This window comes from Mycoplasma sp. CSL7503-lung (assembly GCF_025515455.1).
Classification (GTDB): Bacteria; Bacillota_I; Bacilli_A; order Mycoplasmatales; family Metamycoplasmataceae; genus Mycoplasmopsis.
This window is the reverse complement of the sequence record NZ_JAOPHP010000005.1, coordinates 19,059-42,261: the sequence shown is the minus strand read 5'-3', so window position 1 is coordinate 42,261 and position 23,203 is coordinate 19,059. Positions and strand designations below refer to the sequence as shown.

21 protein-coding genes are annotated in these 23,203 nt (G+C 27.4%); 12 read left to right on the top strand and 9 right to left on the bottom strand.

From position 1 onward, the window contains the following. Nucleotides 1–101: 101 nt before the first annotated feature. On the bottom strand, nucleotides 102–779 hold the full coding sequence (locus tag N9R85_RS01235; protein ID WP_262858256.1) for a hypothetical protein: 678 nt from the start codon (nucleotides 777–779) through the stop codon (nucleotides 102–104). 253 nt (nucleotides 780–1,032) lie between these two features. Between N9R85_RS01235 and N9R85_RS01230 the strand changes: the two genes are divergently transcribed. From N9R85_RS01230 to mip, 3 genes are read left to right on the top strand one after another with little or no spacing between them, the layout of a single operon-like run. Then, nucleotides 1,033–3,375, top strand: a complete 2,343-nt coding sequence (locus N9R85_RS01230) for a putative immunoglobulin-blocking virulence protein (protein ID WP_262858255.1) — start codon at nucleotides 1,033–1,035, stop codon at nucleotides 3,373–3,375. 37 nt (nucleotides 3,376–3,412) lie between these two features. Beyond that, a complete protein-coding gene (locus N9R85_RS01225; RefSeq protein WP_262858254.1) occupies nucleotides 3,413–5,767 on the top strand; it encodes a putative immunoglobulin-blocking virulence protein in 2,355 nt (784 codons plus the stop codon). 10 nt (nucleotides 5,768–5,777) lie between these two features. After that, nucleotides 5,778–8,810, top strand: a complete 3,033-nt coding sequence (gene mip, locus N9R85_RS01220; protein ID WP_262858253.1) for an Ig-specific serine endopeptidase MIP — start codon at nucleotides 5,778–5,780, stop codon at nucleotides 8,808–8,810. A gap of 39 nt (nucleotides 8,811–8,849) precedes the next feature. Here mip and N9R85_RS01215 read toward each other — a convergent pair whose 3' ends face one another. Beyond that, a complete protein-coding gene (locus tag N9R85_RS01215; RefSeq protein ID WP_262858252.1) occupies nucleotides 8,850–9,584 on the bottom strand; it encodes a nitroreductase family protein in 735 nt (244 codons plus the stop codon). A 172-nt stretch (nucleotides 9,585–9,756) separates the two neighbouring features. Between N9R85_RS01215 and N9R85_RS01210 the strand changes: the two genes are divergently transcribed. Further along, nucleotides 9,757–10,158: a hypothetical protein gene (locus N9R85_RS01210; protein WP_262858251.1), complete on the top strand. Its 402-nt coding sequence runs from the start codon at nucleotides 9,757–9,759 to the stop codon at nucleotides 10,156–10,158. 72 nt (nucleotides 10,159–10,230) lie between these two features. Here the strand turns inward: N9R85_RS01210 and rpsR are convergent, their stop codons facing one another. From rpsR to rpsF, 3 genes are read right to left on the bottom strand one after another with little or no spacing between them, the layout of a single operon-like run. Continuing rightward, nucleotides 10,231–10,491, bottom strand: a complete 261-nt coding sequence (gene rpsR, locus N9R85_RS01205) for a 30S ribosomal protein S18 (RefSeq protein ID WP_205852676.1) — start codon at nucleotides 10,489–10,491, stop codon at nucleotides 10,231–10,233. 18 nt (nucleotides 10,492–10,509) lie between these two features. Beyond that, nucleotides 10,510–11,073, bottom strand: coding sequence for a single-stranded DNA-binding protein (locus tag N9R85_RS01200; RefSeq protein WP_216490128.1), 564 nt, complete (start codon nucleotides 11,071–11,073; stop codon nucleotides 10,510–10,512). Nucleotides 11,074–11,102: 29 nt separating this feature from the next. Further along, the gene (rpsF, locus tag N9R85_RS01195; protein ID WP_262858250.1) at nucleotides 11,103–11,531 is read right to left on the bottom strand and encodes a 30S ribosomal protein S6; all 429 of its coding nucleotides are present in this window, start codon (nucleotides 11,529–11,531) and stop codon (nucleotides 11,103–11,105) included. 187 nt (nucleotides 11,532–11,718) lie between these two features. On the opposite strand from rpsF, the gene topA reads away from it, so the two are divergent. Continuing rightward, on the top strand, nucleotides 11,719–13,578 hold the full coding sequence (gene topA / locus N9R85_RS01190) for a type I DNA topoisomerase (protein WP_262858249.1): 1,860 nt from the start codon (nucleotides 11,719–11,721) through the stop codon (nucleotides 13,576–13,578). Nucleotides 13,579–13,614: 36 nt separating this feature from the next. Here topA and tyrS read toward each other — a convergent pair whose 3' ends face one another. Beyond that, nucleotides 13,615–14,859, bottom strand: coding sequence for a tyrosine--tRNA ligase (gene tyrS / locus N9R85_RS01185; protein WP_262858248.1), 1,245 nt, complete (start codon nucleotides 14,857–14,859; stop codon nucleotides 13,615–13,617). Further along, entirely contained in the window at nucleotides 14,844–15,434 is a 591-nt protein-coding gene (tapR, locus tag N9R85_RS01180) for a TyrS-associated PheT N-terminal domain-related protein TapR (protein WP_262858247.1), read from the bottom strand. The genes tyrS and tapR overlap by 16 nt, the downstream gene beginning before the upstream one ends. Nucleotides 15,435–15,482: 48 nt before the next feature. Here tapR and N9R85_RS01175 point away from each other — a divergent pair, with 48 nt between their 5' ends. The 4 genes from N9R85_RS01175 to tsaD are packed head-to-tail and all read left to right on the top strand — an operon-like array spanning nucleotide 15,483 to nucleotide 18,207. After that, nucleotides 15,483–16,349 carry a DegV family protein gene (locus N9R85_RS01175; RefSeq protein WP_262858246.1) on the top strand — a complete coding sequence of 289 codons (867 nt, stop codon included), beginning with the start codon at nucleotides 15,483–15,485 and terminating at the stop codon, nucleotides 16,347–16,349. Next, nucleotides 16,330–16,716, top strand: coding sequence for a tRNA (adenosine(37)-N6)-threonylcarbamoyltransferase complex ATPase subunit type 1 TsaE (gene tsaE / locus N9R85_RS01170; RefSeq protein ID WP_205852000.1), 387 nt, complete (start codon nucleotides 16,330–16,332; stop codon nucleotides 16,714–16,716). Before N9R85_RS01175 ends, tsaE begins: the two co-directional genes overlap by 20 nt. 1 nt (nucleotide 16,717) lies before the next feature. Next, nucleotides 16,718–17,275 carry a hypothetical protein gene (locus N9R85_RS01165; protein WP_205851999.1) on the top strand — a complete coding sequence of 186 codons (558 nt, stop codon included), beginning with the start codon at nucleotides 16,718–16,720 and terminating at the stop codon, nucleotides 17,273–17,275. Continuing rightward, nucleotides 17,275–18,207, top strand: a complete 933-nt coding sequence (gene tsaD, locus N9R85_RS01160) for a tRNA (adenosine(37)-N6)-threonylcarbamoyltransferase complex transferase subunit TsaD (protein ID WP_205852683.1) — start codon at nucleotides 17,275–17,277, stop codon at nucleotides 18,205–18,207. The genes N9R85_RS01165 and tsaD overlap by 1 nt, the downstream gene beginning before the upstream one ends. Before the next feature lie 79 nt (nucleotides 18,208–18,286). Here the strand turns inward: tsaD and N9R85_RS01155 are convergent, their stop codons facing one another. Both N9R85_RS01155 and N9R85_RS01150 read right to left on the bottom strand, forming a co-directional pair. Further along, nucleotides 18,287–19,948: a PTS transporter subunit EIIC gene (locus N9R85_RS01155; RefSeq protein WP_205851997.1), complete on the bottom strand. Its 1,662-nt coding sequence runs from the start codon at nucleotides 19,946–19,948 to the stop codon at nucleotides 18,287–18,289. Further along, complete coding sequence (locus N9R85_RS01150; protein ID WP_262858245.1) at nucleotides 19,948–20,229, bottom strand: hypothetical protein; 282 nt, start codon at nucleotides 20,227–20,229, stop codon at nucleotides 19,948–19,950. Before N9R85_RS01150 ends, N9R85_RS01155 begins: the two co-directional genes overlap by 1 nt. Before the next feature lie 251 nt (nucleotides 20,230–20,480). On the opposite strand from N9R85_RS01150, the gene N9R85_RS01145 reads away from it, so the two are divergent. The 3 genes from N9R85_RS01145 to nagB are packed head-to-tail and all read left to right on the top strand — an operon-like array spanning nucleotide 20,481 to nucleotide 23,174. Then, nucleotides 20,481–21,332, top strand: a complete 852-nt coding sequence (locus N9R85_RS01145; RefSeq protein ID WP_262858244.1) for an N-acetylmuramic acid 6-phosphate etherase — start codon at nucleotides 20,481–20,483, stop codon at nucleotides 21,330–21,332. Continuing rightward, nucleotides 21,325–22,446 carry an N-acetylglucosamine-6-phosphate deacetylase gene (gene nagA / locus N9R85_RS01140; protein WP_262858243.1) on the top strand — a complete coding sequence of 374 codons (1,122 nt, stop codon included), beginning with the start codon at nucleotides 21,325–21,327 and terminating at the stop codon, nucleotides 22,444–22,446. Before N9R85_RS01145 ends, nagA begins: the two co-directional genes overlap by 8 nt. Nucleotides 22,447–22,448: 2 nt before the next feature. After that, nucleotides 22,449–23,174 (top strand): glucosamine-6-phosphate deaminase, encoded by a 726-nt coding sequence (nagB, locus tag N9R85_RS01135; RefSeq protein WP_262858242.1) that lies wholly within the window; start codon nucleotides 22,449–22,451, stop codon nucleotides 23,172–23,174. Nucleotides 23,175–23,203 lie beyond the last annotated feature (29 nt).

Below are 23,203 nucleotides of genomic sequence, written 5' to 3'. Positions count from 1 at the left end.
TTATTTTGATTTCAAATTTTGTATAAATTCATTTCAACTCCTTTAGATTTTCTGTATTTTTCCAAAACTCTTTTAAAAAAGAGAAAAATAAAAAATAGGCTTTAACCTATTTTGTTTTCAGACCCCCTAATTTTTTCATAATGTAACAAGATAAAACTTACTATAAGCAAAACAGACGAAACTATTATATTAGTTATAGCAACACCATTTACTCCTAATTGTAAAGAAATACTTAAATTAGAAATGAAAAAAATATCTAAAATTATAATTAAAAATAATTGTAAAAATAATGGTATATAGATATTTTTGTCTTTTTTTATTGTTATTAAGGAAACCAAAATAAATCTAAACATTATGTTAATAATACTTGCAATAGACTCTAACCTAACATAAGCAACGGTTTGATCAATAATAGACTCATTTTGAGCCATCGCTATTGTTAAAGGCCTAGCAGCTCCAATAACAATAAATGTTAAAAGTAAATAAATTGAAAAAGTAAATAACATACCTGTTTTCAACCTATTAATTAATTTTTCTTTTTGACTAATAACGGCTCCAACAAAGAAAAATAAAGGTAATATAAAGGACTCTTGAAGAATTTCATATAACAATTGAACTCATTGCATTTGAGCAGCAATAGAAAAGGTTCAAACATTAGGAACTTGACCTAGTCAATAAATTCTTATTGTATTGTAAATAGTTGGCAAAAACCCAAAAAACAATAAAGCCAAAAACATTCTTAAATTAATTCCTTGAAATATTTTTTTATGAATAACCATTTTAAAACTCCTTTTTATTTTTAATAACAAATTTATTTTACAAAAATAAGGTATAAAAAATAAAAAAAGAATAAAATAATAAAAATTTATAATAAAAAAACTAAAAAAAATGAATTTTTATAATTATAAAATAATTATATATACCTATATACAAGGCATAAAAGTAATAATGTTTTGCTATTTAAAAAATTTGGTAAAATATTTTTTAAATTATTAAAAGAATATAATTTAATTGTATTAAGGAGAAATGAATATGTTTAGTAGAAAAGTAAAAGTTAACTTGATTATAGGACTTACAAGTGCATCAGTTAGTGCTTTATCTGGTGTGGTAGTTTATGCTACTAACAATTTAAACTCTAACTATAATCAACCAGGTTTTGTAATAACAAGTAGTGATGCTAAGATTATTAGCAAAAATAATTTAGATTTAGACGTTTATACTCCAAGCGTTGTTGATAGAAACATCAAAGAAAAACCTGAACCGAAACCTATTGAAAAACCTCAACCTAAACCAATTAAAAATGTAATTATTGACAGGCCGAAACCTATTGAGGAAAAACCAAAAATTGAAAAACCAAAAGAAGTTATTCCTGAAGTTATAAAAGAACCAATCAAACCAAAAGAGGAACCTAAATTAACTCCACAAGAACAACCTAAACCTAAACCCAAAGAAGAATATAAAACCAAAACAATTAAAAAAGTTTATCAAAACTTTGGAGAAGTAGAAGTTAGTGTTACAGAATTTCCGGAAAGACAGGATTTTAGAAATGATGTTGAAAAAGGGATTGTTAACAGAGTTCCTTATAGAGCTGAAATCACACCAGATTTAAATGGTATTACTGTGACTGATCAATTAATTGCAAGAACCGCTGAAAACGCGAGAAAATCGATTTCAACTAAAATAAATACATTTAAGTTTATTCTAAATGAATTTAATTTGGACTCAAGACAAACTGAGACAGCAAAAAAATCACTAATTAGACAAAACGAAGATTATTATATTGACATAGTTTATAAATTTGGTAGACTGCTACAAAATGGAGATAAAATAAAAGAATTCCTTACAGATGAAGGGGTTCAAAAATATGACCAAATAAAACAAATACCAGGAACCTATGAGTATTACGATAGAGCCGGTAACCGCCATGAAATTAAAATTAGCGACATTGCTCTTATAACATATATTGATTTCGAAAAATTTAAAAACCCTACACTAAATGCTAGAAAACAACTAGAACAAGGTTATTTTATAGACCCAGATGATCCTAATATTTACATAACTGAAAATGGGGAATTAGATTCTCATACATACTCACCAATTGTAAATAAAGTTACAGCAGAATATGAACGTAATAACACCGAAAAAAGAGTTTTTGGATTTAAAACCATTTATACTCGTAATCCTGAACAAATTGCAAACGGTGGATATTATGGTTGAAGTAATAGAGATGTAACTTCAAATTACGCAAGCGAACATAATTTAGATATTCAACCTGGCGACGGAATTAAAGTCGATCACTTAACAAGAGATACAAGAGAAGAAGGAAAATTAAATGAAGCAGATGTTATTACAATTGACGCAAGTAATAATATTGGATATAAAAAAGCTCTCAAATTAATTAATGATATAAAAGAAAAAAATATTCCAGTTGTGGGATTTAGATTTAAAAATATAGGTAAAAACGACAGTTCACAAAAATTTAAAGATATTTTTGCGGCATTACCTAATAAAATACCATTATTAGAATTATTCTTAGAAAGTACAAACACTTCATCATTAAGAGCTCTTAAAGATAAAGAAATTGATGAAATGGCATTTTATACAACAACAAATTCTTTAGTTGAAGAATGAAACTTAAATCCATGAGCAGTTAAAGGGGCAGCTTGAGTTAATACAGCCGACTATAACGTAAGTTTCGGATATGCCTCCGATGCAAAAATAGTTTCAAGAATTACATTTGATAGTTTATCTTTTGACAAGGAAGATTTTATTAAGACAGATAACGGAGTAGATGCAACTTCAGTTAATAACGGATTGCGTATGGCATATTGAGTTAGAAATAATGAAAAAATATTCCAAGGTGGTTTTGGTCCAGGTTTAAAACCTGACAGAAACGAAGCAGGCAACAGTTATCCTGTTGGTTTAGATTTAAGTAGGGTACCTGCAATGAAATCTTTAAGATACTTAGTTTTTAATGATATAGAGCATAAAAATACAGGAACAAGAAAATTAAGAAGATTAGTTTTATTTAATGATAGAGATTATTTCGAAATAGATACTAACGAATTAAATAATGCTCAATTCTATGATATTATTGATAGAAATTCATTCAATGTTCCTAAATCAAAAATTATTTTTAGTAACGGAAAAACAACCAATAAAATACGTATTAAAGGAACTTCAAAAGGTCATACTCTCAACCCGAGCGGATTTAATAACTTAAATACATTAATTGATTTTAGTGATAATACTTTTAGTAGAAACACTATAATCGAAGTTCCACAAGATGAAACAAATTTAATTAATCAATTGAGAAATAGTGGATACAACGTAAGTACATACGACGAACAAGAAGGCGATATCCAATGATCATAGTTCAAATTTATGATTTAAATTTAATAGGAGGAAAATAATGCATTTTTTAAAATTAAAGAAAAATAAGATAAATGTGGCTATTATTATTTCCTCGTTAGCTATTTCCACTTCTTTGGCCGCTGGTGTTTATAATTTTTCATCAGGAAAAAATTCAAATGAATACGAATTTAAAATAGAAAACACAAGACCAAAATTAATTAATAAAAATAATTTAGATATTGTCAGAGGTGAAACTTCAATAATTGATGATAATTTAAAAGAAATTCCACAACCAAAACCTATTGAAGAACCTAAACCAGAACCAATTAAAGAAAAAGAAATAATCAAAAACGAAATAAATCCTAAAAGAGAAAAAATTGCTCCTAAACCAATACCTAAACCAATAGAAAAACCCAAAATAATTACTCCTAAACCAATACCTAAACCAATAGAAAAACCCGAGTCAAAACCAGTTGAACAACCTTCACCAATTGTTAAAGTAGTGCCGGAACCTGTACCTGAAGAAGTTAAAGATCCAGAACCTAGTCCGTCAGATAATAGGGCAGTTATTGATGGAGTTAGAGTTAGAGTAAAAAGAGAATTTCCGAAAGAACCGGTTGTAGAAGAATATGATATTAATAATAAATTAAATAATAGGATTAAATATATTGATTTAATAGGGACTAAAATCACAAGCATTGAAGCAACAGAAGAACTTAGAAAAGCTCAAGTTACAAAAGCTACAGATTTCTTATTTACTAATAAAAGCTTATTTAAAGCACACATAGAAGATTACAAACAAATAGTAAAACAAACTGAACAAACTGGTAAAACTTGAGATTGAGAACTTTATTTTAGTAGACCATCTAATCAAAATACTTTTAGCAAATTTGAGGATAGATTTGGATTGTTATTTGATCCTAAAAACGAAAAAAACTTTGTTAATTTTTTAACAGAGCAAGGACAAAGGGAGTGGCCTGAACATAAAAAATTATATGAAGGCAAACCATATGAAAAGATAAAATATGAGAGACTTTTATGATTAATGAGTAATTTAGATCAAACTAAATTAACAAAGATTTCTAACGATGTAGAGAATCTTTTCAAGGAAGGTCATACTTTAGGAGCGGAAGGTTCATATATAAATGAAAAAGGTGAAATAAGCAGTCATATAGGTGCCGTTCCCGATGGTCATAACCAAACATTAAATAGATATTATAGAGATAATATTGAAAAAAGAGCGTTTGGATATAATGATTGAATGTGGAGAACTGGCGGACAAATTAAAGACGGCTTATACCCTGGATGAGAAAAAAGAAATATAAAAAGTGATCCTAAATTTCAAAAATATAATATCCAAAACATTGATGGTATAGAAATTTATGAACTTACAAGAACCAATAATGACCCTGCAATCAAGAGAGAAAAAGGTACTGTTGTAAGTATTGACGCAAGTGATGATAGAGCTTACGAAAAAACCAAATCATTAATTGAAGAACTTACAGAAGATAAAGTTGAAATAACTTCATATAGAATATTAAACATGGGTCAAAAGTCAGCAGGTCAAAAATTCAAAGACATTTTAAAAGCTTTACCCAAAAAGTTACCGCAATTAGAATTATTTTTTGATGCGGCAGCTTCTAATACTTCATCATTAATTGAACTTGAAGATAAAGAAATTGACGAACTTTCGTTATACACAGAAGGTAATTCGTTAAAAGAAGAATGAAATCTTAACCCACTTTCTTTCCGTAATGTTGCTTGAGTAAACAGCATTGATTATAACGTAGGTTTTGATTATAAACCCGGTTCAAAATTAGCTACAAGATTAGTATTTAATACAATTTCATTTGATAAAGGTGACTTAATAGAAAATGCTCCAAATGATGTTGCTAAATTTAAACGTATCAACGACGGTCTAAGATTGGTATATTGAGCAAGACACCACGAACCTTTTTTTAGTAGTGGAGATTACTCGTACCCAATGAATTTAGATTTTAGCAGAGTCCCACAAATTAGATCACTCAAAAATTTAGTATTCACCGACATAGTTCACCCAGAAAAACCACAAAGAAGACTTAGAAAAGTTAATTTATTTAATACTGGTTCTTACTTCGACATTTACGCAAACGAACTAAATGATGCCGGATTTTCTAAAAATATGGTTATAGGAGAACCAGGACCACCCGAAACCAAAATTACCTTTTCAAATAATAATGAAACTCAATATGTTTACATTAAAGGAAATACAACTTTAAGTACAAGTGGTATTAACGAATTAAGAACTTTAATATCATTGGGTAAACTTAAAAATACAATAAAAGTGGATAAAGAAAATATCGCTTTAATCGAACAACTAAAAGCAAATGGATATGAAGTTGTTGATAGTGATGAAACATGAGAATTTTCATAGGAGATAAAAAATGAAAAAAAATAAATGAACTAAATTGTTATCCTTAACATTCGGAATGACTTCGATTGTCACTGCAATTTCGTGTGGAGCAAACAATAAACAATCTTCTGAAAAAGCTAATAGCAATTCTACTAATAGCTCAGAAAATGAAGATCAACCTACAAGTGCAATTGATATCAAAAAGAATAAAGTTACTGATTTAATAAATTTCTTACCAAACGATGTTAATAAGGACGAATTTATCAACAAAATTAGAGAAGCGAGCGATGATAAAGCACTCGATGCAATTAATAACGAAATAAAAAAATCAATATTAGAAAATGGTAATTCTGAACAATTAGTAAAAACAACAAAAGAAATTTCGAGAAGGATAGTTGACCAATCAAAAAGAAGTGAAATTAATTCAAAAATAGATGATGCTAATAACGAAACTAATGTATCTAACAAAAATAAACAACTACTTAATTTATTTTTATCAGCAACTCAGGAAGCAGAAAAACCTGCAACCGAAGAACAAAAAAAATTATCTAAACAAAAATTCACTGAAGTAGTTACTGACCCAGCTGAAGGAACACATTTTAATTTCGCATTTGAATCTATTAGAAATCAAAGTAAATCTGAAGTTTTACCTTCACAAGTAATTAGAAATATGTTATTAGATAAATTTGTACCTACCGATGAATATGCATGATTCTTAGATATAGAAGTAAATAACGCAAAAGGTGTAGAAGGAGAAGAAAATCCAAACAAAACAGGAAATGTTGTTTTTTATGTTACATTTAAAAATAGATTAACTAGAGAGACATCAGAAGTTAAACAAATTCAACTTTCTGGTTTTAAAAGCAACCAACAAGGTACTGATGAAAACGGAGAACAATACGGCGGAACTGAATTAGGCGGATTGCAAAAACCTACATCAAACAACGAAATAACAGAATACGTTAAAAAAACTCCAATCGAAAAATTTAAATATGACGATAACATTTATTTAACTGCTTTAAAGAACTATATAAAAAGTGCAGGCGATTTACAAGCAATTAGACCAGAATTAACATCAAACACTGACGAAAACATAAAATTCTTCAATAAAAAGGCCGAGGAAGTTGGTTTTAGCCCTTACGAAAGTGCTGTATATAAAGGATTTACATTACCAAAATATGGATCAAACAATAGTGTAGAAGGTTTATCTTTAAATAATGTAATGGAAATAGGTAAAAAAGATTCGTGAGTAGATTCTTTAGGAAAAAAACCTGGAAACGATCAAGGTTTAGCTAGAACAATAACAAACAAAAATTATTTAGATGCATCTTACATTACATATCACGTAGAAATTAATAATTATTTAGCTAGTGAAGATGAAAATCAAAGAAACCTATTAAGAAAGCACGTTAAGAACCCTGAAAAATTAAAAGAATTTGCAGAAAAAATAAACGACAAAAACGCAAAAGATGAATTTATTAGAAGAATTAACGAAGCACACGGCGATACTATGGAAAATCCTCTTCAAGATTATTTAGAGCAAATAACAATCGATATTTTTAGAGCATTAGTTCAACAAATGAATGGCGATGAAAATGGCGCAGCTAGAATTTACACAGATTACTTAAATAAATATAAAGATGTTGTTTTAAATAAAATAAAATCAGATAATGAAATAAACGAACAAACCAAACAAAACGCAGAAAACTTTATAAGAAAAGCACAAAGTATGTGAGATATTCAAAATAAATTTATAGACTCTCAAGATGTTATTGCAGGAACCATTTGAATTATGGATTACGAGTTACCTGAAAGCGGACATTATCCAACTAAATTTTACTTTGGTACAAACTTACATGTTGCGGATGCAATAAATCCAAGTAGATTTGCGGGAATGTCAATAACAAATGTAAATAAGGAATCTGTTAGAGGTGATTATTCAAAATTAAAAGTAATACCACTAGATTCTGATAAATATAATACAGGAGTTATTCAAAAAGAATCGTTAAAAAGAATTTTTGATGCTAAAGATTATTTAAAAACAAATCCATCACAATATTTGATAAATAAACAGCAAGAAAAATATAAGGATGTACAAGAATTTCTTGATTTTTCAATATTTGAAATTGATTTCGAAAAAATTTCAACCAACGAATTAAAAGGTAAAAGTCCTCAAGAATTTGCAAAATGAATAACAAATGATTATGCAAATTGAAAGGACGAAGATAAAGTTAAGTTTAAATCAGAATCATATTTAAAGAATTATGAAAAAATAAATAATCCTATTTTATCTAGAAATGTAGACTTAAATAAATTGGATCAATTAATTATTTTAGGTTATCCTAAATCAAAATCTAACAACTGATTTGATTGATTTATAAAACAATACGTTGAAGAAGATCAAATGAAAGTTCGTGAACATGGTTATAGCTTATGAACAAATGCTGATGGGGATTATTATAATAAAACTGTGACAGAAGACGAGTTCGATAAAAGAACAAAAGAGAAACTTGACCGTGGTAACTTTTTATCATACAATGTTGCTTGGCGTGGTTTTATAGACAAACCAGGTGTTGTCGACGCTTTCATTTCTTCACCAACCGTAGGAGCAAAACAAAAACCATTTGATAACTTATATGTTTCTGACGATAACAAAAAATACATTTTATACGGTCTTGAATATCTACCAAGAAATTATGTTCCGGGTGGTGGAGCTTCGGGAAGTGGTGTGAGAACAAAAAATAACGAAATGGTTTCTGTATATCACGCAAGTTTTCAAGGAGCTAAAACCGGATTATCATCTGCTTTTAGATCAGAAGGATATAATTATAAAGGTTTATTCGGAGATTATAACCTACCACAATATGATTTAATTTATGGTGGTGGGAAAGATCAACAAAATTCATATCGTGAAAGTATGGAAAAACTTTTTAAAGAAAATAAAGTTAAAAATACATGACTATTCCCTAATGGTTTTGAAAAAACAAATATTCCTACAGAATTCCAATTTGACAATAATAAATTAATAGAATATACACCAACAAAAAATACATCAGATATTTAATAAAATTAAAATGAAAGGAAAATGCTTCCTTTCATTTTTTTATTTAGTTAGTTCTAAATCTCAAATTTCTTCAATAAGTTCAGTTTGAACCGAATGTCTTTTTGCCGAATTTATTGAAGAGTCCACATAATTTAAAGGATCTATATTTGGAAAAGATTCCTTTATATAATCCACTAATTTTGGATTATATTCCTCTATATCCGAAGATATTCTTTCAATATCATAATTATTCATAAATACACGATTAATTTTAGGCTTAACCAAAGTATTGTTATTAAGTTTATTACCAATTGTAAGACCAATGACCGGAAATGCTTGCCCTTTTATATTTAATAGTTCAATTATTTCTTTTGCTATATGTCTAACAAAACCAACAAAACATGTTCCAAGCCCTAAATCAATTGCTTGATCTTGTGCACTAGTAGCTTGAATAAATGCATCACCAACAGCTATAGTATATGTTTCTGTTGAATTCTTATTAAATTTAACATCAGGATTACTTTTTAAAACCATATTCATCCTATTAAAATCTGCTAAAAATATAACAAAAATAGAAGCTGTTCTAATGTGAGTTCCTTTAGGATAAAGTTCAGCTATTTTATTTAATATAGTTTTATCAGTAATAACAATAGCACTTGATGAATGTCAATTCGAAGAAGTTGGCGTATTTTTAATTACATCTATAATATATTCTTTTTCTTCTTCAGAAACCGGATGATTTAGATCATATTCTCTAATACTTTGTCTTGATAAAATTTTTTCATGAAAATCCATAATAACTCCTATCTACATAAAATTATATCACTTTGAAAAATACATTTTTATGCTTAAATTTACTTTTAAATTTTTTTAAATAAAATAATTAATAAAATTTTTTAAAAATACTTCCGTTTTTTTTTTTTTTTTTAGAATTATATTGATTAATTCAAAAAATAGAAAGGTCAAAATGAATAAAAATAAAAAATTAGCTTTAACAAATTTATTAAGTAAAATTCTTATCTTAATACTTATAATAGTAATTATAGCCATAAACGTAACAAGCGTTGTAAAAGCAACCAACAATTATAACAATTATGGATATGATAATTATTACACAAACAAAAGTGAAGTTTATAATAGTGCTAAGGGAGTTTTAATCGGTTCTATAATAATAGGAATTTTATTATTTGCATTTTCTATAATAACACTTGTTACTCATATTATTTTAACTATAAATGCAAAAGATAAAATTAGAACTTTATTATTAATCGGATTCATCGCTCCGTTTGCAACTTTTGCTGCTACAATAATGATTTTAAGTTCTTCTAAAAAAGAATTCGTAAACAAAAACAAAATAATTACTGAATAAAAATTTAATCGATACAAAAAGCCTCTCAAAAACTTAATTTGAGAGGCTTTTATTATGAATTGTAACTATTAATTATTTTGATAAGTTACGAACACGAACTACTGTGTAAGGCATTAAAGCAATAAATCTAGCTCTTTTAATAGCTGTAGATACTTTTCTTTGATGTTTTGCACATGTACCTGTAATTGATCTTGATTTAATTTGTCCAGTTGCTGATACATAACCGTTTAATAATTCAACGTCTTTGTAGTCAACATAGTTAGATTTGTTTTCACAAAATGAACACACTTTTCTTCTACCTGAAAAAACTTTTTTACGTTTGTTGTAAGCCATATTAATCTCCTTGAAATATTAACCAAAAACTTCTTGGTCATCTGGTTCATTATTTTCATTTTCAGAATATCCGCTTGTGATATCTTCGAAATTATGTTTACTATTCATAACATTATTTTGAACCGAATTATTATTTTGTCATTGGTTTTGATTGTTAAAATTATTTTGTTGTTGATAGTTATTATTAAAATTATTATTAAATCCATTATTTGACATTTGTTGGTTGTTATTGTCGTTATTTCTCAATCTTCTTTGGAATTCATCTTTAGATTCCAAGAATTCAAATGTATCAACAACAACATCAAACGACCTAACTAATTGATTAGTTTCTCTAGAAGTATAAGTATTTGTTTGTATACTACCTTCTATCATAACTTTAGAACCTTTTGTTGTGTTTTTCGCAATTAATTCTGCTGTAGATCTTCAAGCAATAACATTAATAAAATCAGTAATTTCATTATTAGAAGAATTTGATATTCTTCTATTTATTGCTAATGTGAATCTTGTGTATCCTACACCTGAGCTTGTTGCGTTATACACAGGGGTAGATGTTAATCTACCTATTAAAATAACTTTATTCATATTAAATAACTACCTTTCTTTCTCGAAAATTATTTTTCAACTTTTTCAATTTTTACTGTTGTACGTCTTCTTGGTTTTTCAGTATTTTCAGTTGAGTTATTTTCATTTCTTGTGTTGTTTTTATCGTATGGTTTGAATGTTCTTCTTTTTCTATTTGGTTTTTCTTTTTTAGAACTATTTAAACCTTTTTCACTATCTAAATTAATTACAAGTGTTCTTCAAATTTGTTTAATGATATTTGCACGACGTGTAAATTCTGCAGGTAAGTTAGCTTCTGTTTCAACTTCTGCTTGAATGTATTGTGCAAATTTAGATTTATTTATTTCGTATGCTAATTCGTTTTTCTCTAATTTTTCAGCTTTTTTAACTCCTGCACCGAAAACTTCATTAAGTAAATCAAATGCAATTTTAGAGTCTGCTTTAGGATCAACGATCATCATAATTTCGTATTTAACCATTTTTTATCTCCTTTTGGTCTTTCTGGGCAATATTTGCCAAGGAGTACTCTATACATACTCATAGTTAATTATATAAAATTTTGTATATTTTCTTAATAATATTTTAAGAAATTTAAATTTTAAATTTAATAAATATTAAAATGAAAAACTTGACAAAAAAGTTAATAATTGTGATATATTTATGGTTATGAAAAATTTAGTTATTGTTGAGTCACCAAATAAGGTAAATACAATTAAAAAATATTTAGGTGACGATTATGAAGTTATTGCTTCAATAGGTCATTTTTTAAAAATGAAAACAAGCGGAGAATACGGTTTAGGTATTGATTTTGAAAATTGAGAACCTTCTTATTCTCTAGAAAGAGGCAAAAGTAAATTAGTTAGCGGAATAAAAAGCGCATTAAAAGAAGCTAAACATGTTTACATTGCAACTGACCCTGACCGTGAGGGTGAAGCGATAGGATCACATATTGTTGAATATTTCAAAATAAAACCTGAAATGTACTCAAGAATTAAATATAACGAAATAACAAAAGATGCAATTTTAAAATCTTTTGAAAAGGCAAGCGTACTAGATGAAGGTTTAGTTGATGCACAAAAATCTAGAAGAATGTTAGATCGTATCATTGGTTTTAGAGTAAGTCAATTGATTAGAAAAAAATTCAAAAACTCTCCTGGTACGCCAACTGCGGGTAGAGTTCAATCAATTGCGCTTAAGCTTGTCGTAGATAGAGAAAAAGAGATAAATGCTTTTATACCTGAGCAATATTACAAGTTGAATGCAAAGTTAGTAAATAATGATGTTTTAGCTATGTATTTTAATTCTGAAAATAGTTCTGAAAAAAGAGAATGAATCGAAACAAAAGATATCGATAAAATTAAAAAAGATTTTGAAAACATAGATCTAAAATTAGAAGTAATTAATATAACAAAAAGTCAAAGAAAAGTTGGAGCATTAACACCTTTCAAACAAGCTACATTATACAAAAAAAGCCCATTAAGTTCTTCTTCTACACAATCTGCGGCACAAAATCTTTATGAGGGTTATGGAGATGGAGGATTAATAAGTTACCCAAGAACCGATAGTTCAAGAATGTCGCAAACTTTTGTGAATGAAGCTCATAAATTTATTGCTAAAAAATGAGGAAAAGACTATATAGCTGAAGAAATAAAAGGCTTTAGTGGTGATCAAGATGCCCACGAAGCTATTAGACCAACAAATTTAGAGCTAACTCCAGAATTAGCAAAAAGTAAGTACCCCGAAATGTCAGAAAGTGAGTTAAAAGTTTATAAATTAATTTATGAAAACACCTTAATGGCACTAATAAAACAACCTATTAGAGAAAGCAAACAATATACTTATAAAACTAAAGAATATATGTTTAAAAACACTTATTCAAAAATTATTTTTGATGGTTATTATATAGTTACAAATAAAGAATTAGAACAAAATGATCCAAATTATCAACTAAATCAAATTGTTGCTGTCGAACAATTTAATTTTGAAAAACATGAGACAAAACCTGCGCCAAGATATAATGATGGAACATTAATTGAAAAACTAGATGAAATAAAAGTAGGTAGACCTTCAACTTTTGCTTCAACAATTAAAATAATCAAAGATCGTGCTTATGTTAATATGCAAGGTAAACAACTTGTACCTACAGAATTTGGTATAAAAGTAAGTGATTCTTTAATAAATGCCTTTCCAGATATTTTTAATGAATTGTATACAGCTTCAGTTGAAGAGCAATTAGACAAAATTGCAGATAATGAACTCGAAAAAAATAATTTAATGGAAGCTTTTTGAAACAAATTTCAAGTGGCATTAGAACAAGCTACAGATAAAATGAGTGTAGTTCAATTTGAATTAATTGAACTTGATGAAAATTGCCCACAATGTGGAAATAAATTACTTATTAGAAATAATAAAAAAGGACAAAAATTTATCGGATGTAGTAATTTTCCTAATTGTAAATACACTGCTAGTTACGAAGAAGGTAATAATTCTTCAAATAACGATAAGTACGATGAAGAAGAAGAATAAAAAAATCGCAAAATGCGATTTTTTTATTTATTAAAATTAAAAAATTATTTTAACAATATAAATAATTTTTTTACCAACGTGCAATAACGCGTATTTGTTGTTAAAATATTCTGAATAAACAACAAAATCTTCGTTTACTGGCTTTAAATTAAATTTAATTGCCTTATTTTGGATAAATTCTCTTGCTTCTCTTTTAGATTTTAAAATTGATTTACCGATTAATTGTTCTATTAAATTAGAGTCTTTTTTAATTTCTACTAAAGGTATTTCTTTTTCAAGAGAAGATAAAATATTAGAATCAAAACTACTCAAATCAAGTTTTTTATTATATAAAATTTCGCTTATTGTTTTTGATTTAATAGCCTCGTTTTCTCCATGAATATTTTTAATAACCTCATATGCTAGTGTTTTTTGAGCATATTGAGATGATGTATTAGAATTATGAATTTCCATAATTTCATTTATTTTTTCAATAGGTAAAAAAGTTAATCATAAAAGTAATTTTTCTACTATAGTATCAGTTTGTTTTATTAAAAATTGATACATATTAAAAGGCTTTGTACGTTCTTTATCGAGTCACAAACTACCTCCACCTGTGGATTTACCGAATTTATTACCATTCTCATCAGTAAGAAGCCCGGAAGTAAACACAAAAGCTTCATGATCGTTTCCAACAACTTTAGAAATTATTTCTAAACCTGTTGTAATATTTCCTCATTGATCTGAACCACCAAATTGGACACGTACATTGTACTTTTTATAAAGTTGAAGAAAATCTCACCCTTGTATCAACGGATATGAAAATTCAGTAAAACTCAATCCCTTTTCTAATCTTCTAGCAACTGAATCTTTATTAATCATTGTTGATATGTTTACTAATTTTCCAACATCTCTTAAAAATGTTAAAAAATTCATATCCTTATAAAATTCAAAATTATCAATAACTTCTATCCCAAATCCTTCTAGTTGTTGTCTAATTTTATTTTTATTTTTATTTAAAGTTTCGCTATCAAGCAATTGACGTTCGCTATCTCTAAAAGAAGGGTCTCCAATCATACCGGTAGCACCACCCAAAACACCAATAACTTTTCAACCATATGATTTAAACCTTAAAAGTATTGCAATTTGAATATAATTACCAAGATGTAAACTATCAGCTGTAGGATCAAAACCAGCGTAAACAGCACTTTCATCGTCAGTTTTATAAAACTTTTCAATATTACTTGTATCTTTGAGAATACCTCTTTTTTCAAGGTCTTTTAAAACTAAATGTCTTGACATAAATCAAACTCCTGTCCCACTTGTGTCTCATCGCCAAAAATTAAACCATCTCTTTCAATTCCTAATGTTTTATAGCTTGTTACCATACCGTTACTTTCTATATTCATAACTTTACCACTTAAAATTTCAAGTCCTGAGAAGGTGGTTGCACCAATTCTAGCAAACACACACACTTTTCCTTCTAAAGTATCCAATGTATTCGTTATTATTTGAGTAGTTTTTTCTTCATTAAAATTAACCTCTAAAACAAACAATTTATTACTTTTTTCATGAATAGTTCTTTTTAGGATTTTACCATATTGAAACATTTTTATAGGTTTTATCACTAATCCTAGTTTATTAGCCACATCTTTAATGATATTAATTTGCTCGCTACTTAATCTAAAAAATTTATTATTATTTTCAATAAAATACTTCTTATTATCCAAAATATTTATCGAAGAAACATTCTTGTTTTCGTCAACAAAAAATACTATTTTATCACCATAAATTTTATTAATTTTTTTAATATTTGAATTAACAAAAACAATACTTGTATTTGCGAAATTTTCATTTAAAACATTGCATATAATCATTTTTATATTATAACACATTTAATTGTTATTTTATATTATAATATACGTATGAAAAAAATAGCAATAGTAGTGGATTCATCAATTGGTTTAACAGAAAAAGAAGCAAACTCGAAAGGTTTTTATTTTTTACCTCTAATTATTGAAATTGATGGTAAAAATTTTTATGACGGAATAGATATTAGTCATTATAATATTTTTGAAAATTTTAATTTAGAAACTAAAACATATTCTACATCCGCTACACCAATAGGTTATTCTTGCAAAATGATCGAAAAATTATCAAAAGAATATGATAAAATAGTGGTTTTTCCTATTTCAAAATACTTATCAAGTCAATACTCAATGTTAAAAAATTTAGAAAAAGATTATCCTAAACTTAGAGTTATTGAATCGGTAAATATTTCAGGAACACTGCAAATGCAAGTTAATAAATTTGTTAAAACATATAAAAAAACTAATGATTTAGAATATTCGATAAAACAAGTTGAGCCATGAGACGAAGATTTAGACGTTACTTTAATACCGAAATATAATAATTATTTACTTAAAGGAGGACGTTTAACACCCGCTGCAGCCACACTTGCAAAACTCCTTAAAGTAGTACCATTGATAAGGTTCGAAAACGGAGAGCTTTTAAAACAAGGTAAAGGTCTAGTTTTTAATAGAACGGTAGAGAAAGAAATTGAATCTAAATTAAAAAAACATAATTATAATACGGATATATTGATAATATCTTCTGATTTAGAGACAATTAACTATTATATAGAATATATAAAAAACAAATATGACATAATAGCAAAAAGTGCATTTATTCCTTCTGTTATTTTGATTCATGTTGGACCAGAAGCGGTCGTAGTAGCTACTAAAAAAGATATAAATAAATTTTGAGAAAATAATGATGAAAATAAAAATTAATGATTTACAAGAATTGGATGATTTTATAAGAAAAATATTACCATTGATTAAGAAAAATAAAATTTTGTTATTATACGGTGATTTAGGTTCAGGCAAAACAACTTTCGTTAAGTTGTTAGCAAAACAACTAGAAATAAAAGACAAAATTACATCTCCAAGTTTTAATTACATGAAAACATATAACGGACTTATACATATTGATTTATATAACTACAAGGGAGATTTAGACGAATTTGTAGATTATTTCGAAGATAATATTGTTGCCATCGAATGGTCTGAATATTTAAAGTATCAGTTTGATAATTTTACAAAAATTAAGATTAGTATAATTAATGACCAAAGATTTATTGAATTAGAGGAGAAATAAAATGAATATATTTTTAGACACTTCATCAACTGATTTTGTTATTTTTTTATTTGATAATAATTTTAATGTAGTTGATTCAATAATTTTAGAAGGTTATAAAAAGAAAGTCGATTTAATTGTCGATCAATACAAAAAAATATTAAGTAGAAACAATTTAACTAATAAAAAAATTGATGCATATTATACAAATGTCGGTCCTGGTTTCTTCACAGGAGTAAGATCTAGTTTGGTTTTTTTAAGGACAATGGCAATGTTGGAAAATAAAAACTTATTTTACACAAATTCTTTTTTTATATTAGAAATTCAAAATCCAAATCAAAAAGATTTTTTTATTGATGCTCAAGGTAAAAAAATGTATTTTTATAACAAACTAGATTTAAATAAAGAAATTAAAACATCAATTAAAATTTTAGATGATAACGGTAAACAAAAAAGTAAGATAAATTATTTTGAAATGAAATTAAATTTCGTAAATTATAAAGATATTTTCAAAACTAAAAATTTATTGGAAATTGAACCTTTATACATTAAAATGCCTCAAATAGGAGAAATTAAGTAATGAAAATAATTGGCATAGAAACCTCTCATGATGACACTTCAATTGCAATAATGGAAAACGGAAAAATATTAGATATGTGATCAATTTCTCAAACTGATATTTTTGAAAAATATGGCGGAACTATACCTGAATTGGCATCTAGAGAACATGTTAAAAATATAGCGATACTACAAAATGAAATCATGAAAAAATATAATTTGTCCGAGATTGATTATATAGCATATACTAAAGAACCTGGATTAATAGGTTCTTTACAAATTGGTTATTTATTTGCGAGTGCATTATCTATATCTATGAATAAACCTCTAATTCCGGTAAATCATTTACATGGTCACTTCTTGTCTGCTACAATAACAGAAAAGATTTTTTTTCCATCGTTATGCCTATTAGTTTCAGGAGGACATACCCAAATTTTATATGCAAAAGATTACAATAATTTTGAAATTGTAGGCGAAACCTTGGATGATGCTGTTGGAGAAGCGTTTGATAAAGTTGCCTCTAGAACTGGTATAGGTTTTCCTGGAGGACCATTAATAGATAAGATTTATCAAAATTACAAAGGAGATTTTTTTAACTTTACAAAGCCTAAAACAGAAAATGAATTAGATTTTTCTTTTAGCGGTTTAAAAACTCAGGTTTTAAATTTAATTAATTCTGAAAAAATGAAAAATAATTCAATTGATAAAAATAAAATAGCCGCTAGTTTTCAAAAAATTGCTGTTGAATATTTAATTGAAAAGATGAGTGTTGCAATAAAAAAATATAATCCAAAAAGTATTGTATTAGGCGGTGGTGTTAGCGCAAATACTTTTCTTAGAAATGAATTTTTAAAATTACACAAAGATGCAATTATTCCATCGCTAAAATACTCCACCGATAATGGAGCAATGATTGCACAAGTTGCATATTTAAAACTTGAAAGTTCTAAGTAAATATTAATTAGAACTTTTTTATTTAAAAAAATTCAAGCATCTTAAATACTTGAATTTTTATTATATTATTTAAATTATATTATTGTAATTTTGCACCTTTGTTTGAAACTATTTCGTTGTTTAAACTTTCTGCTTCAACACCAACAATTGCATGATATCCTGTATCTGAAACTTTTGATAGTCCAAAAATTCCTGATTTTTTAAGTTCTTCTTCGTTAACTTTTGAAGAATCTTTAACTGTATATCTTAATCTTGTTGCACAGTTGTTGTATTCAACAATATTGTCTCATCCACCAAATGCACTAACAATTTTTTTAGCTTTTGCTGATAATTCACCTTCTTCTGTTGTAGAAGTTGTTTCTTCTTGTTCACTATCTGCAATAACTCCGGCTCCACGTCCTGGTGTACTTAAGTTTAATTTTGTAATCATGAAGTAACCTGTGAAGTAGTATGTTACACCTGTTAATAATCCTAATGGTAAAATTCAGAATGGATTTGCCATAACTTTAGCAGCACCTTCGTAACCAGATTCATTAATAATTCTTAATGATTTAGGAATTGAAAGAACGAAGTCCATAAATCCAGCACTAAATCCGAATCCTAATTGAATTCCGAATGCACCTGTAATAAATGCAAATATTCCTGTTAATAATGAGTGAATGAAGTATAGAAGTGGTGAAATGTATAAGAACGCAAATTCGATTGGTTCTGTAATACCTGTCAAGAATGAAACTACGGCTGCTGAACCAAATAAAGCAATAACTTTTGTTTTTTGTTCTTTTGTAGCAGCTGTTTTAACAAATGCTAAAACTAAAGCTGGTAAACCGAACATCATCATTGGGAAGAATCCTGCTTGGAAGATTCCACCAGGGTTACCTTTAGCAACACCTTGTAAGAAGATGAAAATATCTCCGTTAACTGTTTCGCCTGCTGCACCACCTTCTTTAGCGAATGTTCCTAATTGGAATCAGAATAAGTTATTTGGAATGTGGTGTAATCCAAATGGAATTAATAATCTATTTATAAATCCATAAACTCCCATAATTGCAGCTCTTGTTCATCTAGCTGATTCAAAATCTGAACCTTCTTTTATTGAAACTGCATCTGACATAGCTTTAGAAATTAAGTAAATTACGTATGCTATTCATGGGAAAACAATTGCTCATACGAATGAGAATACTAAACCAGAAATGATAGCTAATGCTGGAGCTAATCTTTTTCCTGAGAAGAAACCAAGAACTTTTGGTAATTTAACTGAATTTGTATTGTTGTATACATACGCAACTAAAGCACCAATTGCAAGTCCATTAAGTACGTTTCCTCCTAAAACCGCATTATATTTTCCACCAAATAAGGCTTCAAAACCATTTCCTTCACTAAATGCAACATTTCCGTAGAATCCTGTTGTAAATGAAGGAACTAAAGCTATAACAATATATGTAGCTATTAATCCGGCAAATGCGGCTTCCGCACGTTTATCTTTTGTAAATCCAAAAGCTAAACCTACACCAAATAAAATTGGTAAATTATCAAATACTGCAGCACCAGGTTTGATAATGATTTCTTGAATTAATTTTGAGAATGCTGTATCTGTTGGGATTTCAGCACCAATTCTTAAAAGAACGGCTGCAACTGGTAAAACTGCGATAGGGAACATAAGTGTAGCACCAATTGAGCTTAATTTTGACATTACTTTTGTTCAAAAACTGGTTTGTTGGTTATTTTTTGACATTGACATCATTATTTTTTACCTCCAGATTTTGAAATTGAATTTTTTTGAGCTTTTTTAAGCACAAAACCGTGTACATAAACTGTAGCAACGATTGCTCCTAAAAACACAATAACGAATAATAACGCGATTGCTGCAATAGTATTCGCTCTAGATGCGATAGCTGCTGCATCTTCAGGTTTTGTATATAGTGTACTTAATAGTACTACTGCTACAAGTAAAATTGCGAATAATATTCATAAAGCAATATATGCATATTGTGATTTGTGTAATGAGGATAATTTATTTGACATTTTTTTAGACATTTTTAATTAAATAAAATAACCTTTCATTAGTCGAGCAACTATTAGGTCGCTCAATATTATTTAAACATTTTAAAGAAGATAAAAATATTTTTGCATAAAGTATTCACTATATTTTTTAAAAAATCAACTTTTAATAACATATAAAAATATAAAAACATATATTATTCATTTATATTTTATAATGACTTTTAAAACTAAAATATGTTTGAACCTAATATATTAGAAAGTTGAGGGCCAATATGAAAAAATTAGATAAATACGAGTTAAATGAATTAAATAATTTATTTGTTGAAGCAAATTATAAAGTTGCAGATACTTATAAAGAACATTCAAAAGATATAGAAAAAATAGCTTCAATGTGTATTGAATCTATTAATAAAAACGGAAGAGTTTTTTATGTTGGAGCAGGAACTAGCGGAAGAATAGGAATGCTCGATGCATTAGATTTTTATCCTACTTATGGAGAAAAAAATTGATTTAAGTATGTAATAGCTGGCGGAGACGATGCAGTTTTAGATTCTCTTGAAATGAATGAAGACGATTTTGGGTTAGGAGAATCAAATGCACTTGAAAACAAAATTAATCAAAATGATTTAGTAATAGGTTTAAGTGCTTCTGGAAATACTAAATATGTAAAAGGTTTTCTTTCAAAATCGAAAGAAAAAGGCTCAAGAACAGTTTTAATATCAAACAATAAAAATGGTGCTATTGAAGAATTTGCTGACTTTACATTGGTATTAGAATTAGGGAACGAAGTTATTTCTGGCTCAACAAAATTAAAATCAGCTACAATGCAAAAATTAATTTTAAATTCAATTTCAACAATAACAGCAATAAAAACTGGAAAAGTATACGATGAATATATGATTGATGTTAAACCTATAAATGAAAAGTTAGTAAAAAGATCTATAAACATGATAGTAGATATTGCAAATGTTGATTTTAATTATGCAGAACAAAAATATAATGAAGCTAAACAAAATGCTAAAATATCCATAGTTATGATATTAAAAAACTTAGACTATAAACAAGCTGTTGATTTACTAAATGAAAATAACTCCAACTTAAGAAAGGTTATTGAGCATGAATAATAATATTATTAAAATTGAAAATGTAAAAATTATTAACCCTGAAAAAACAATAAAAAATGCTGATCTTTACATAAAGGATAATAAAATATTTGAGATTGTTGAAAAAGATGGTGAAGGACAAGCTTTATTAGTTCCTGGTTTTATTGACACACATATTCATGGTATATATAATCAAGATGTTATGGATGGAACTAACGCAGTTAAAATAATTTCCAAAAAACTTGCAAATCACGGTGTTACTTCATTTATGCCGACAGCTATGACAAATTCTTGAAAAACTATTTTAAAAGCTTTAAAAGATGTTTCTGAAAATAAAACATGAGTTTCTCGTAATTTAGGAATACATATTGAAGGACCTTTTATTGGAATGTCAAAAAAAGGGGCACACAAACCTGAATACCTAATTAAAGGTACAAAAACCAGGGTTGATAAAATGTACAAAACTTCAAACAATATGTTGAAGAAAATTTCTTTCGATCCTTTAATGGTAAATCTAGATGTTTTCAAATATATGCAATCAAAATTAGGGATTATTGGTTCAATTGGACATAGTAGTGCTTCCTTCCAAATTGCCGACAAATTCTTTAAAAATGGATGTTACTCAGTTTGTCATATGTGAAATGCTATGTCAGGGGTAGATTCTCGTAATCCAGGATTATTAGAAGCTGCACTATATAATAATGATGTTTATACAGAACTAATCATAGATTTATTACACGTTTCAAAAGAGTCTATTGATTTTTCTATTAAGTTAAAAGGTGTAGATAAAATAATAGCAATATCTGATTCTATAAAACCTGCTTATGCTCCTAATGGTGAAAATATTTCAGGAGATATACCCGTTATTAAAAAAGGTAATTTAATTACATTAAAAGGAACAAACACTATAGCAGGTTCTGGAATAACTATTCATGATGCATTTAAAAATATCGTTAAAATTGGTTATTCACTCAATGATGCTGTTAAAATGACATCTTATAATTCGGCTAAATATTTAAATATACAAAATTTAGGTAAAATTGAGAGTGGCTTTTTAGCTGATTTAGTAATTTTAGATAAAGACACTTTAAAAATAAAAGAAGTTTATATTGATGGTAAAAAAATAAAAGGATAAATATGAAAGTAATTATAAAAAATAACGCAACAGAAGTAGCTTTTGAAGCTGCCAAAATTATTAAAGAACAAATAAATAATAAACCGGACACAAATTTATGTTTTGCAACAGGAAACTCACCAATTGCAACATATAAAAATTTAATTGAATATTATAAAAATAAAGAGTTAGACTTTTCGAAATTAACAAGCTTTAATTTAGACGAATATGTTGGAATACCAAGAGATAGTAAATGTTCATATTACTACTTCATGCATAATGTTTTATTCAATCACATTAATATCTCAAAAGAAAATATTAATCTACCTCTAGGTAATGGTGATATAGAAGAAAATGCTAAACAATATGAAAAATTAATCAAAGAAAAAGGTGGAATTGATTTTACAATATTAGGGATAGGTACAAACGGTCATATAGCATTTAATGAACCTGGTTCAAAAATTACAGATAGAACACGTGAAGTTAGCCTAACCCAAAGTACAATTGAATCAAATCAAAAGTACTTCGACAAAAAAGAAGACGTACCACAAACTGCGATTTCAATGGGTATAGGTACAATATTAGAATCTAAAAAAATAATTTTACTTGCTGATGGAGAGCATAAAGCAGATGCTATATTCAAAATGATTCAAGGGCCTATAACCGAAGATGTGCCTGCAAGTTTTTTACAATCACATAATGATGTAACAGTAATAGTTGATAAAAACGCAGCAAAACTTTTAAAATAAAACCAAAAGCGAACTTTTAGTTCGTTTTT